We start from the raw sequence: 13,410 nt of genomic DNA on the forward strand, positions 1-13,410 counted from the left end.
TATCTCCCAGTTCAAATTCTTCGCTAGCTGGCTACCCCTTGTCAATGGCTATGAGGTCTAGTTTACAGTCGGGAGCCATGCCGGAATCTGGGCGCGGCGTGAGCAAGCGGCGAGGTTTGTGGTATCTTTTTCGGCAACCCCGTCGGTGAATTTGATGCCTTCAATGACCAACGAAACCTGTTTGGCGCCATTCAGGCGGCGCCAAGTCTTTGCGGCGGCCTGAACAAGCTTGAAGAACATCAGCTTCACTGTCTTCTGCGACAGCACCCCCTTGGTTCGCACGGTCCGGTGCCGAACGGTGGCGAACACGCTTTCGATCGGTTTGCCCGTTCGCAGTTTATCCCAGTGGTCACCCGGTAATTGGCAGAAGGTGAGCAACGCTTCCTTGTCCTTCATCAGTCAGGTGACCGCCTTTTCGTAATTACGCCAGGACTTCTTGGCGAAGCTGTCCATGGCGACTCCGGTTGCGCCAATCGGCCTTTATCTGCCTTCCCGCCTCGCGCATAGCGGCGATGAGGTCAACCGACCGGCCGAGGCGCGCCCACAGGTTCCGAACGCCCAACACATTAATCAGTCCCAATGACTTCACCAAGATTCTTCAGGCTTTCATTGGTCGAGAGCACCTTCCGATGCGCATCGAGTGCGTTCGAAAGAGCGTTTTGGGCCTTGATCTTCAGCGCTTCGGAAAGGCTGAGGGACGCTATGTCTGTGGACAGGTTCAATTAATTGGCCCCATTTTTTACGCGATGAATGGAACCACAATTCAGAAGAGATCCTTGAGAGTTTTCCCATCCCTGCTGCGGCGCCAACTCTGAGGTCCGCTGCAATTCCCATCCTTGATCACACCGCCAGCCATGCTCGCGCTTTGGAAGAGGTGATCGTGCGAGAACCGATACAGGTCCGGGTCAGCGTCTGGGATGAGGACACCCTGCCGAACCAGACTGTCCCTCTCTTCACGATCCCGCTTCACACGAGGGGAGCCTTCCCGCATCGCCGTCGAACCCTTGCGGACAAGGAAGCCACCGGCCTCGGGGCGACCATAGGCCTGAGCCTTCTGCGAACGCGTTACAAACCAGTCGTTCTCGCTCATGCATTTGCTCTTTCGTTACGTTTGAATACTGGCAGAGCGCAGAGGGTGTTCACCAACTGCATCTGCTCGACGGTTTCACATTTCGCCTCGCGCAATCGCGGCGCACCGAACACCAACACCAGCCCCTTGGCGCGCGACACGGCCACGTTGATCCGGTTGAGGGAGAACAAAAAGTCCATACCGCGCGGGGTCTCCTCGGCGGATGAGGCCGTCATGGAGACGAGGCAAACCGGCGCCTCCTGTCCCTGGAACTTGTCGACCGTACCCACGCGAATGCCTGGCGGTAATGCCTCACGAAGGGCGTTCACCTGCGCATTGTAAGGCGCGACCACGATAATATCGGACTGGCGCATTGGACGCGTCGTGCCGTCCTTCTCAGTCCATTCGCCTTGCAGGAGATCGGTGGTCGCTGCCTTGATCGTGGCGACTTCCTCCGTTGACACTTGCGCATTTCCCTCATGCCTGACCGGAACCCAGAACGCCCCTGCCTCCGGGAACCGAGCACTGCATACGAGCTGGATTGCCGTGTCAGGGTGGCTGGTCAGCCGTCCCTCATAGACCTGATCGGAAATGAAACGGCAGACGTCTGGATGCATTCGGCGCGAGACAGGCAGGAAGATGCCGCGGTCCGGCGGCACCGTCGCGTGGTCGCCCAACATCCATTCCAGGCATGAGAGGTTCGCGGGTTCGGGATGCGCCCCCTGGATCACCTGAGGCAGCTGGCGTGGATCGCCGACCAGCACGATGTTGCGCGCTGCTCGTCCCATGGCGACCATGTTGGCGAGACCGACCTGTCCCGCCTCGTCCACGAAGAGCCAGTCAAAGGCCTGTGCGTTTTCCTCTCGGGAAAAGAACCATGCCGTGCCGCCGACAACGTGACCGCCGTTTGCGGCTTCCTCATTACTCCGCGTTCGATGAACGGGACTGTCTTCGGGGTAACCATCTTCGTCGCTGGACACCTTGTGCACCAGCTCGACATCTATCGGCAGGTCCTGGTCCTCAAGGGCGCTGACGCAACCCATCAGCACGTTGCGAATGGCCTCATGGCTGTTGGAGGACACGCCGACCCGATGACCCTTGCGCACCAATGAGAGGATCGTCCGCGCCGTCACATAGGTCTTGCCGGTACCCGGCGGCCCTTGGATCGGCAGCACGGTTTCGTCCATCAGCGCGACGGCGTCACACGTCCCCGCAACCGGTTCCACATCACCGATGATGTCACCACCCGGGCCGGTCAGCCGCGGCGGGCGGGCCGACAGCAGGTCATCGACTGCACGGTAGGCGCACGCTCCACATTGATCGGCGATAACATCACTCAGGGCCGCACTGATGACACCGGTGTTCAAGGGCGGGTTGGGGTGAAGGTTCAGGCGATCTGTCAAAAGGTCCGCGCGAGCGTTGCCGACTTTCAGCGTGATCCGCCCCTGCGCCGGATCCAATTCCTCGACCGTCACCGTTGCAATACCTTCGGGTATCGGGACGCTCGCGGTTCCGCCCTCGCGTAGCTTGGTTTCCTGCGGCGGGTATTGGTATTGGCGCGCGGTGGAGCGCATTATCGGAAAGGGTTTGCCGACGGCGCGTAATCCTGCCAGCGCATCGAGATCGTCGATAAGGTCCTCTTCTTCGCGCCCGAGACTGTCGAAAATCGCCCACCAAGCAGGCTTTGCCTCGCGCTTGTGAAACAGGCCGAGGTTGAACAGCATGTCCTGCCGCGCTTCGGGCAAGCCTGACGCGGAAAGTCGCTCGCGCAGGGCCAACGCCGCCTCATCCTCCTCGACCTCCTTTTCGCTGGCATCCAGGTCAAAGGTGGGCCACGGTCGCTCGGGCCGGATGGTGACGAGCCAGTCGCGCAGTTTCTCGGTCGAGACGCAGTCGATGCGGTTGTAGTCCTCGATCTCGTCTAGGATCATCTGATCGCCGGTTTCGCGCCATTCTTCGTAAGCGACGACCGAACCACCGGCCGTCGTCACCTCGCCCTCGCGGGCAATGTCGTAGAACGCCTCCATCGATTTGATCGAGTAGTTGGGCTCGGATGCGATCACGCCACCGCGGACGACGCCGTAGAGATCGACGAACCGCCGCTCGCGCAGGAGCCGGTCGAGAAATGCCTCGCCGATCCCGTATTTTGTGGTCAGGCGGCGCAGGGCGGTGATTTCGTAGGGCGCATAGTGGTAGATGCGCGCAGTCGGGTAGGCATCCAGTCGGGCCCGGAAGAAAACGAACAGATCCGATAGCGCCCGCGCCTCCTGCGCATGATCATGGGCCCAGAGCGCGTGGAAGCGCTCACCGTCCCAGACCCCGTGCAGGTATTCGAGCCCTCCCTCGTAATAGGGGTCACCCTCAATATCGTAGAACAGATCGCCCGGTTGCGTTTCGGGCAACAGGTCGAAGCCCTTGCCGGGGTCATGGTCGCGCAACTCGTGGCGCGGTGGGCCAGTCTTGCGGGCGTGTTGCAGGCGGGCCTGCGCGCAAAGCCTGCCCAACGTCGGCGAGGCCATGCCGCGCACGGGGCCGTCATGTCCGGCCAGACCGGCCATCGTGGTGATCCCGGCGGCCTCCAGCTTCTTGACCTGACCTCGCGTGATATTAGCCACCGTGAACAGGCTGTCCTCGGCCTGCCAGACGTTCTCGCAATGCCCGGCCCAACGGCACAGAGCGCAATCCGCACACGGGATGGGCCGCGTCGGCTCGGGCGCGCCCACAAACCGTTCAAGCCGGTCGCGGGCCATGCGCGCATAGGCGGCGTAATCGGCCAGCCGCAGCGTGGTGCGCGTGCCGTCGCCGAGGTCGAGATGCGCATGTTCCGGGGCCGTACCCTGGATCTCGGTCAGCAGGTCGGAATAGAGAACAAGTTGCAGCACATGCTTGGGATGGGCGCTGCGCTTGAGCTTGGTGTCGGCCACCTCGTAGCTGAACAGGCCAAGATCAGAGGGCGTCTCGACCCGTTCGAGGAAATCCGCCCAGCCGCCCCACCGACCTGACAGAAGCGCGCCTTGATAGACCACGTCTGCGCCCCCTGCCAGTGCGTCGCGAGTCTCCTTGGCAGCGCTGTCGAGATCACGTTCGTCAATCTCCACAACGCGCCGCCTGTCTGCTTTCAACCCCTCCAGATGCGCCGCCTCATGCGCCTGCCCCTGATCCTGCAAGAGCGCCGCATCGGCGCTATCCTCGCCCGGCTCCGGCCCCTCGCCCCGCAGATAGGCAAGGTCGAGCGTGGTAGCGTGCCGGCACCCGGTGAAGCGGGCGAGGTCGGTGGCGGAGAGCAGGAAGTGGCTATCGAAGTAGCGCATCAGGCTTGGGTCGCGTCACGGTAGGCTTTTTGAACGGCAAGCCAAAATCTTCTCATCAGATTAATGTGGTCGTGGTCGGTCAAAAGCCAGGGGTCGTCGTGATCTTCGTCCCTCAGTTGCGAGAAATCACCGCGGTTGATGACGTCTTGAAACGCACGCCGAAAATATGGGTCATCGAAATCAAAGGGCGGGGGCGGAGTTGGAGCGTCAACCCTCTGATAGACGATATGCGGATCCGAATCTTCTTCTGCGAAATAGTCCTCTTCAAAGTCTGATGAAAAAAAGAAATATGGCCTTGCGTTCTCTTCCATTCCGGTACCGTCATCGAGCACCTGAAAACAGCAAATCCATTTACCCATTATTCCATTATTATCATCGTCTGAAATCCTCAGAAAGCTCCTGCCGTTACCAGCAACTTCTCTGTCATGAACTTGCCCACCGTTACATGTATACCAACTCAACAAGATCAAGCCGTCTCGATCAGGGTCGTAATCCAAGACAGTCCCGGCTGGAGCCTCAGCTTGAAATTCGACTGGCAATTTTGCGCGACGGCGCCATAGATCTTCGGCACGCTCCAATGCTTGTTGATCAACCTCAACGCATCCTGGTTCGTCCCACAAGCTGCAAAACCAATTCTGTGCCTCTTGCCACTCGGGCGAACCCGCAGGGAAGAATGATCCGGCCTCAACAAGACCGGCGGGACTGCCTGCACGACCAATCCCGTTGCTGGAGGCATTGGCTGATCCGACAACCAAGCCTTCCTCTGAGAGATAAGTTTTCGCGTGTAGGCTTTCCTTGAATTTGAGCAATTCGTTTTCTGGTGCGCCAAGCTGTCGAAGGGTTAAGGGATTCGTCCCACCCATGCTGATGTCGCAAATGATCTTCACATCATCTCGTTGTGCAAACTCTCCGCCAAAGACTTCGTAAGCGGCACCTGTCCCCCAAAATGCAACAGCACATCGTGCATCGCGTCCGCGCGCGACTTCCCTGATCCTATTGCTCAAACCATCCCCAGACAAAAACTCAGGCATGTTGATTGCTCCCTTCTCGCTGTGAGTTTATCGTCAAAGCCCGCTCCAGAATCTCCCCATACATCTCCCGCAACGCCTCCGGCGCCAGCACCTTCACCCGATCGCTCCAGCGGAACAGGTGCCAGCACATTTCCAGCAGCCCGCCCGCGCGGAAGCGGACGGTTAGGCTTCCGTCGGGCTCTTCCTCCATCTGCTGAGTAGGGTGGAAAAGGAACTGTCGCGCCTCTGCCGCAGCCTCGGGAGTGAAACGCCAGACAACCTCCTGCAGCTCCTCCTGGAAGATGCCGAAAGATCGCGACAAGTAAGCCTGCAGGTCGAACTCCTCGGGCCGCTCGAACACCTCGTCGCTCAACTCGATCCGCGCGAACCCCGCCAGCGCGAAGAGACGCACGTCGTCCTGATATTCGCTCCAGGCCACCAGATACTGCCGCCCCTCGCCCATCAGCATGGCCAACGGCCCGAGCCAGACATCGCGGCTGAGCTTGCCGCTGGCGCGGGCGCGGTGGTCCACATTGACCCAGACCCCAGCAAGGATGGCGTCGCGCAGGGTATTCAGGATCTCCGGCGCGATGCGTTCACGCGGGCCGGGGCGCAGGGCAACACCGTCCGCCTCAAGCAGGGCCGCGATGTCGGGCGCAAGGCGGTTTCGTGTGGGCGCTGGCATGGCGGCCTGCAAGCGGTCGGCCAGCACTTCGAGGCCGGTCGCCGTTGCCTCATCACCTTCGCGCGCTGCCAATTCGCGCGCGCGGTGCAGCGTGGTAATGTCCTCTGCCGTGGGCTGCGTCATCCCTCCAAGACAACGCCCAGGCAGACGCCAGCGCTTTTCACCGCCCGGCTCGCCCCGTTCCTCGATCTGTGGAAGAGCATCGCGCAGCGCGTTGCGCATTCGCTCAGCCGTGCTGCGCGAGACTTCAAATTGTCCCATGATATCGGCCAGCGACAGCCCTTCCGCCGAGCCCTGCATGCGCAGGGCCAACGTGATCAGGTCAGACGTTCGAGCGTATCGCATCGGGGCCTCGCTTCTAATCCAATGCTGGACGGAAATGCCCCTCGTTTCAACCATGCCGGAAGCCGACAGCCGCCCGTGCTCCCGGCTTGGCCACATGCTCGCGCTCGAGTTCCTGTAACAGCGTCTCCGGGTCGTGGATGTTCAACACACGCGCGCGTTTGGCTACGACGGCGAAATCACCTGGCGTCAAGAGTTCGAGCGCGGCCAGATCGCGTGGCACATCTAAGCTGAAGAATTGCCGGAAAGCGCGTTCTCGCTGTTCCTTTGTCAGCGGCAGGAACGTTGCTCTGAAGGTGAACCGACGAAGTGCGGCTGTGTCCAACCGGTCCGGCATGTTGGTCGTGCAGGCAAAAGGCTGCGGATGGCTCTCCATCCATGTCAGCATCTCGTTGACCTGGCTCACCTCCCAGCTGCGCTGGGCACCTTCGCGCGAAGCAAGGAAGCTGTCGGCCTCATCGAAGATCAGGAAAGCCTTTTCCTGCCGGGCTTCCGCGAATGCCTCCGCAATCCTAGCCTCGGTTTGACCAACGAATGGGCTTATTAGGTCAGAGGCCCTTTTCTGCACGACCGGCAGACCCATCGTCTCGGCCAAATGCCTGGCAAACGCGCTCTTGCCGGTACCTGGCGCTCCGGAGAGGCAGAGCGAGACCTCACGTGGCGCGATCGGTCCTGAGAGCCGGGTCAAGATGGTGTCCAAGTCGACGTCGGTGTGAGCCAGCGCCGGGTCGAAGGGCGCCTGCTCCTTTTTGACTGGAGCAGGCTCGCGTCCGCCACGCACGGCTTTCGCCGACGCGCAAACTGCAAGTCGCAAATCAGACGTGCCTCCGCCTGCCAGCTTGGCCGCACGCAAAGCATTCGCGGCTAACGCCGGCGGATCTTCAACCTCGCGCGCCAGCTGCGCCTGCGTGGCCGGGTCCAGTTTCATGCGGTGTTTCTCCGATAACCGCGCCCACACACGGACACGAACTTCCTGCGGCGGACGTCGAAGCTCCATCGCAAAAGTCATGCGACGCAGCATTGCGGGATCGCAGTCCGAGATGTCGTTGGTCGTCCAGAGTGTGGGCACCGGGTTCGTTTCCAGCAGCCTGTGCAGATGAACTTTCGAGCCACCACGGCGCTGGTTTCCGATAAAAAGACCGCTCGGCTGATCGAACAGATCTTCCATCTCGTCGAAGAGAACCAGCGCGTCTTTCCGGCCAGCCAGCAAACGTTGGCCCAGGCGGAGTTGTTCTTGACGTTCTGAGCGGGACGGTTCTTCACCATCGTCATCGGTTTCGCCGACGGCGAACAGTTGCGCATCGAGGCGCGCTGCCAGAACCTTGCATAGTTCGGTCTTGCCGGTTCCGGGCGGGCCATAGAGCAGCAGATTGACACCCGGCGCCTTACGCTTCATTGCGCCCTTAAGCAGGCGTTCCGCGAAGTCCCTCTCTTCGCGGAGATGGCTGAAATCCTCCCATGTCGTTTCTGCCGTTGTCGGAGAAGAGAACAAGCCGTTCAGGATGTCCTGCAGACCACGAGCAGGTGCTTCCAACGAACGGGCGAGCCGGGAATTCGGTGACAGGCCATAATTGCTGTGTCGACCCTGTTCACGCGAGATAAGCCCGGACGTCATCAACCGGCCCTCCGCGCGCATCGCCTGGCGGATTTGGGAGGCTCGGTGGCCGATCAGGCAGGCAACGGCCTGATCGATGGGTAGGCGGGCATCATCCACAAGCTTGTCTATCAGGCTTTCGAGAGGTCCGCCCTGTGCAGCACGCGCAGATAGGGCAAATATATCGGCTTCAACTGTGTTGAGGCCAAGATAACTGGAAAGGGCGGTACTATTGCGAGCCAAAGCATCGGGCCTCGCACGGCGCAGTCGGGTACGCTCGCGTTTCAACCGGCCTTTCAAGTCCAACCATTCATCACGCGCAAGATGTGTATGTGAAAACGGCGACGTACCAGGGTCCCAGTCGAAGCCAAGCGGGTTGCGTTCAAGCCAGTCTGAAAGTTCGACGGCAACCTTGCTTCGATGCGAGAAAGCATCCGTGATCCTCAATGCACAGGTGAGAAGTAGATGGGTTTCGAATCGCGTCATGTCTTGTCCTCTTTCGTGATGAGGACAACGTATCTCGCAGACACGTCATATACGGACGCACCTAGATCGCTGGTCTTTCGTTATCGGCCGCAGTGTCCCCTTGGGCTCCCCAGGCTTGCCGTTACGCAGGATCAGCAGGCTCTCCACCGGCACACGCTCGGACGGCACGTCGCCGCGGAGGGAGGTGTCAGGCAGCGCCAAGAAACGCGCATGCAGCGCGGCGAGGATGGTTTCGCGGGTCGAGTGCATTGGTTCTGATTTCTTGGCCAACGCGAATTGCGCCAGGATACTCCCATGGCAAGATAATTGCCTATCGGGAGTGACGATTGGCAATCTATGGGAACCTGACCTGTCTTCCCGGACAAAGTCTCAGATGCCAGATCGCCGCTACTTTTAAAGGAACTTCAGCGCCGCGCGGAGACGATCAAAAAGTGTCGGCTCCACTAGCCCGGCAACAACGCCCAGAAGCAAAGCCCATGGCGCGGATGTAAGCTGGACCGAGAGTGTCTGATTGATACGTTCGAAGCCTTCGAAGTGCAGAAGGAAAAAGTTGAGCAGTATCGACAGCATCACTATATACAAGATTTGCGCGCGGACGCGGTCCAGAATGTGCGCCTGCCGCGTGAGATCCTGACCTTCTGAAACACGCAGTACGGCAACGCGGAAGAACAGCCAACCAAAGGCGAAGCCGGCCATCGTGAAGCCACTCCAGCCTATAGTGAGAAGCACCGAATTCGCGGCTAGGTCGAAGCCGCGGGGCAAGGCGTTCCACGGTGCAAATGGTTTGATCCAAATCCAGAAGGCGCCAAGCGCGAGACCAAGTAAAAAGACGATCGAAGCAATACACAGCGCATGTCCTAAAGCCTTGGCACGGCGCTGCTCAACAGCATTGTGGAGGGTCCGCACTGCGCCGTTAAGGTTGGTGATCACCTCTCGATCGCGGCCCGCAGTCAGCGCGCGCGTTGCCGTTGCGGCAAGACGATGGCAAAGGTCTTCGGCGTCGTCGCGGGGCATCTCGGCAAGCGCGCGGACCGCAAGGTCGCTGGCGTCCTGCCAAATCTCGAACGCCTCTTCGTGCAGCGGTTCACCTTGCTCTGTGTGCAGTTTTAGTTTCTCAAGTTCGAAAAAAACCTGCATCACTGGCCCTTAATTGGCGATGATCTCGGCGTGGATCGCGGAAAACGGCTGACCTTCGAAGCCAATACCCACTGCGAATGGAACTATCGCTCCGGTTTGACCGTCGGCAAACCCGGCCTGGTTGATGACTTGCTGCGCCTCGCCCGCCTCGAAGACTTGATCGGCCAGTACAAATGGTTTGCCTTCGTCGAGCTGGCTGATGTCTTCGAAGCCGCCGGGCAAAAAAAGCAATTCCAGAGAGTCGAGCGTGCCGAATTCCTGAGCCAGCGACAAGGCTTCGCGATCTACGCCAAAATGACCAAGCCAAAACCGCAGCGTCGACGTGGCCAGACGCGTTTCAATGTCGAGCGCCGAGCGCAGGCCGTAACTAACCGGGATGTACGGGCCATCATACCCCTCTAGTGTTTCGCCTTCGGCCAATTGAGTTAGAGCGTCGATATCTGCCGGCAGCCAGCCTGCGGAATAGGAAAAAATCAGAAGTTCCTCACCACCTTCCGGCGACGCGCGATAGGCTTCGAGAAAGTCATCTAGCGCCGAGGGGTCCTGAAGCGCGTCGGGAAGGCTCATCCCTACGAGGTCGAGCGGAGTGGCCTGGACGGGAATCGGCGCTGAACCTAGCGCTCCAGATTGCCCTACCGGACCTGAGGCAAAAAACAATGTGTCGATTTCTTCCTCATCGCCATAGTTCGGCGACGTCCCGAACTCGATCCTGCGTCCGCCAGCATCTGTATCTTCGTAACGCTTCTTGGCCTTGGCCGTCCAAAGCTGCCCTGCAGCAGCGTAATCTACAAAAAGGTTTTGCGGATCGGGGCCATGCCATTTGACGTAAACCGGGAATTCGTCGTGATTATTCAAGATGCAATAGACGGTTTCACGGGCACCGTCACGATGCCGGATGACGCCAGATTCGAAGCTGAAATCGATGCGTTCCCGCGTGATTGGCTCGTCGCCCTCAATGTAATCGTGCAGGCGGAATTCCGAACGGTCGCAGACCTCGGCGCCGGTTTCGCTGGCAGTTGTTAAGAGTACGAACATCAATACAAAGCGCATAATGCTATCCTTTTAAGTGATATGATGTGGTAGCGATTCTAACATCGCGCGATGCAGTGGTCGACACAGTTCAAACAGACCGTTTCCTCTGTCAAACCTTTGCCATTGAAGTTGTGCGGCTCTCCACCCAGTTCGCCACGATCAGCTTTGGCACGCTGTCATGTGCCCACTCGGCATCGCGATCAAGGTCGAGATGCTTCGGCAGCTTGACCCGCGGGACCAGAAAGAAAATGGCCTCGGTGACCTGGTTGCGGTCCTTCTTAGAGCGCGACGCCAATGCCCGGCGACCTCGATCGGGATCGTCAACCAAAGCCCCTCCTTCGAACGGAGCAGCGGGCCGGTATCGTGGGCGTCGAGGATGGCGGGCGCCTTCGACCAGGCCAGCGTCGCGGCGTTCAGGCTCTCGCCGGTCTTCAGCAGGATCGAGTGTGCTAACCACCACCCGGGTCCCGCGCCGGTGATCTCGCAGCGCCACGCGGTCTTGAGCCCGATTCCGGCCTCGCGCATTGCGAAGGTGACGGCCTTCTCGACCGTCTTCACCTCAGCGGCCATGGCGGTGATGGGGTCAACCGACCCGATCGAGACGCGCCAGAAGGTTCCGCACGTTCGACACATGCCACCGTCCACCGCGGCGGGTGAGCACACCCCGTGCGTTCAGCTCATCCGCAATCCGCCGCAGGCTCGTCACGCCCGCGGACTGCAACTCCCCGATCACCGGCGCCAACCCATACGCATATTCGTCTGCATTGTGGGCCACGGCCGCTCTCAGCGCCCCTCCACCCTTCCCGGCGCGCCTCAGCGCGGCCGCGCCATTGGGATTGCCCAGCTTCACCCCACGCGCCTTCGCCGCGGCCAGCGCCTCCCTGGTACGCCGCGAGATCGCCTCGCGCTCCTGCTGGGCTACCAGCGCCATGATGCCCACGGTCAGGTCATTGGCTTCGGGCATGTCGACGGCCACGAAGCGGACACCGCTGTCGCGCAGGGTGAGAAGGAAAGCCGCATTTCGGGAGAGCCGGTCGAGTTTCGCAATGACCAGAGTTGCCCCTCTCAGCCTCGCAAGTCCCAATGCTTCCGCGAGTTTCGGCCGATCTGTCTTGCGTCCGCTTTCGACTTCCGTGAAGCATCCGATGATCTGCGCATCGCGGGATGTGGCAAAATCCTCAATGGCCTTACGCTGCGCCTCGAGCCCAAGCCTGGAATGCCCCTGGCGCGCCGTCGAGACCCGCTCGTAGGCCACAAGCCTGAGATCCGCGTCAGCCCTTTTGACCATGTACAAACCTGCGTAACGTTGGTTGCGCAGTTGTGTACATCCGACGGCACCGGATTGGAACTCAATATCTTGATTCAAATACGAGAATCCAGTTCGTAGCAGGTGATCCCATCGCCTGGCTCCTCCGAATCTCGATCGTTGGCCGGTCGGTCCAGCGGCTTCTCGATGCGGTTTCCGTCCTGACCCTCGTAGACCACGACGAACTCGATCTTGTCCACGGGCTCCGGATCCGCCCCAAGCGGCATGTCGATCCGCCGCCGCGCCGATGGCGTCAGCCCGAGTTCTGGCATGTAGCGCCCCATCAACTCCAATTGCTTGTTGGCCACCGACAGCCAGGGCGATTGCTGCACGTGCCCGTTGGGCGTCTTGAGCAGAGTGGGCGTCTCGGCCAGCTTCTCCTCGGCCTCCACCCAGCGGGCATAGGCCTGGCAATAGGCCGCGAGCGCCGCGCGATCGGCCAGCGTGAGGATACCAGCCTCGTGGAGCGGCGTGGCCAGCCGCCGCCATTCCTTGCGCGCCACGTCGCTGAGATGCGCCGGGCACCGTAGCAGCGCGCCCATCGGCGTGTTGGCCAGCGTTCCGGCCTTCGGTGTGGGCTTGCGGCCGCGCATCGGGACCTCCTATGCCGTGTCGAACCAGCTGAAGGGGTTGTCCTCATCGGGCGTCTCCAGAGCGGAGACCTGCGAGCGCGATGACGGCGTGAAGCCGAACTCGGCCGCGTAGCGCACCATGTCCGCCATCGCCTTGTTCGCAGCACCGACCAGCGGGTTGTGGATCACGTTTCCAGCCTTGGTGCGGACGATGAGCCCCTCGGTCACGGCATCCTTCTCGGCCATGCGGGCGAGCGCCGCCTCCGCGGCGACCCACCGGCCATAGGCCTCTTGACCTGCCACGGGATTTTTCCTCCATTTGGAATTAGAGTCCGGCCCAACGAAGGGACGGACCATGAAGCGAACGAGATACACAGAAGAACAGATCATCGGCATCCTGACCGAGCATGAGGCCGGCGCGAAGTGCGCTGACTTGTGCCGCAGGCACGGTATGTCGGAAGGCACCTTTTATGCGTGGAAGGCGATGTTTGGCGGGATGACGGTTTCAGATGCCAAACGGCTGAAGGCGCTCGAAGACGAGAATGCAAAACTGAAGAAGCTCTTGGCCGAGCAGATGCTGGACACGGCGGCGATGAGGGAACTGCTCTCAAAAAATGGTAAGGCCCGCCACGAGGCGCGAAGCATTTGCGCATCTGCAGGTCAAGCTGGGCCTGTCGGAGCGGCGGGCCTGCCGCCTTGTCGGGGCGGATCGCAAGATGATCCGCTACCGTTCCTGTCGTCCCGCGGACACTGAGTTGCGGGGCAAGCTGCGCGATCTGGCGAACGAGCGGCGCCGGTTCGGATACCGGCGCCTGTTCGTGCTCTTGCGCCGCGCCAGCCGCCGGTCGCGCCCATGAGGTGTTCAG

At 60.6% G+C, this 13,410-nt stretch carries 11 protein-coding genes and 3 pseudogenes; 1 reads left to right on the top strand and 13 read right to left on the bottom strand.

Annotated elements, in window-relative coordinates:
- Positions 1–57: 57 nt before the first annotated feature.
- The 13 genes and pseudogenes from ACO07J_RS10565 to ACO07J_RS10625 all read right to left on the bottom strand — a co-directional run.
- Positions 58–399, bottom strand: a pseudogene (locus ACO07J_RS10565) (hypothetical protein); the annotation flags it as partial.
- A gap of 364 nt (positions 400–763) precedes the next feature.
- Entirely contained in the window at positions 764–1,090 is a 327-nt protein-coding gene (locus ACO07J_RS10570; RefSeq protein WP_422028785.1) for a DUF4357 domain-containing protein, read from the bottom strand.
- Positions 1,087–4,380: a TM0106 family RecB-like putative nuclease gene (locus ACO07J_RS10575; protein ID WP_422028786.1), complete on the bottom strand. Its 3,294-nt coding sequence runs from the start codon at positions 4,378–4,380 to the stop codon at positions 1,087–1,089. The genes ACO07J_RS10570 and ACO07J_RS10575 overlap by 4 nt, the downstream gene beginning before the upstream one ends.
- Positions 4,380–5,411: a phospholipase D family protein gene (locus ACO07J_RS10580; protein WP_422028787.1), complete on the bottom strand. Its 1,032-nt coding sequence runs from the start codon at positions 5,409–5,411 to the stop codon at positions 4,380–4,382. The genes ACO07J_RS10575 and ACO07J_RS10580 overlap by 1 nt, the downstream gene beginning before the upstream one ends.
- A complete protein-coding gene (locus tag ACO07J_RS10585) occupies positions 5,404–6,420 on the bottom strand; it encodes a helix-turn-helix transcriptional regulator (protein ID WP_422028788.1) in 1,017 nt (338 codons plus the stop codon). The genes ACO07J_RS10580 and ACO07J_RS10585 overlap by 8 nt, the downstream gene beginning before the upstream one ends.
- Before the next feature lie 46 nt (positions 6,421–6,466).
- The gene (locus ACO07J_RS10590) at positions 6,467–8,497 is read right to left on the bottom strand and encodes an AAA family ATPase (protein ID WP_422028789.1); all 2,031 of its coding nucleotides are present in this window, start codon (positions 8,495–8,497) and stop codon (positions 6,467–6,469) included.
- Between the two features lie 393 nt (positions 8,498–8,890).
- Positions 8,891–9,634, bottom strand: a complete 744-nt coding sequence (locus tag ACO07J_RS10595; protein ID WP_422028790.1) for a hypothetical protein — start codon at positions 9,632–9,634, stop codon at positions 8,891–8,893.
- A gap of 9 nt (positions 9,635–9,643) precedes the next feature.
- A complete protein-coding gene (locus ACO07J_RS10600) occupies positions 9,644–10,684 on the bottom strand; it encodes a hypothetical protein (protein ID WP_422028791.1) in 1,041 nt (346 codons plus the stop codon).
- Between the two features lie 91 nt (positions 10,685–10,775).
- Positions 10,776–10,994 carry a hypothetical protein gene (locus ACO07J_RS10605; protein ID WP_422029790.1) on the bottom strand — a complete coding sequence of 73 codons (219 nt, stop codon included), beginning with the start codon at positions 10,992–10,994 and terminating at the stop codon, positions 10,776–10,778.
- Between the two features lie 17 nt (positions 10,995–11,011).
- Positions 11,012–11,299: pseudogene (locus ACO07J_RS10610) on the bottom strand (DUF6441 family protein); the annotation flags it as partial.
- The gene (locus tag ACO07J_RS10615; RefSeq protein ID WP_422028792.1) at positions 11,250–12,032 is read right to left on the bottom strand and encodes a recombinase family protein; all 783 of its coding nucleotides are present in this window, start codon (positions 12,030–12,032) and stop codon (positions 11,250–11,252) included. The gene ACO07J_RS10615 and the pseudogene ACO07J_RS10610, both read right to left, overlap by 50 nt.
- Entirely contained in the window at positions 12,029–12,565 is a 537-nt protein-coding gene (locus ACO07J_RS10620; RefSeq protein WP_422028793.1) for a phage terminase small subunit P27 family, read from the bottom strand. Before ACO07J_RS10620 ends, ACO07J_RS10615 begins: the two co-directional genes overlap by 4 nt.
- A 9-nt stretch (positions 12,566–12,574) precedes the next feature.
- Positions 12,575–12,847: a P27 family phage terminase small subunit gene (locus tag ACO07J_RS10625; protein WP_422028794.1), complete on the bottom strand. Its 273-nt coding sequence runs from the start codon at positions 12,845–12,847 to the stop codon at positions 12,575–12,577.
- Positions 12,848–12,899: 52 nt separating this feature from the next.
- On the opposite strand from ACO07J_RS10625, the pseudogene ACO07J_RS10630 reads away from it, so the two are divergent.
- Positions 12,900–13,377 (top strand): annotated as a pseudogene (locus ACO07J_RS10630) (transposase); the annotation flags it as partial.
- Positions 13,378–13,410: the final 33 nt, after the last annotated feature.

Source organism: Roseovarius sp., from assembly GCF_965228755.1.
Classification (GTDB): Bacteria; Pseudomonadota; Alphaproteobacteria; order Rhodobacterales; family Rhodobacteraceae; genus Roseovarius.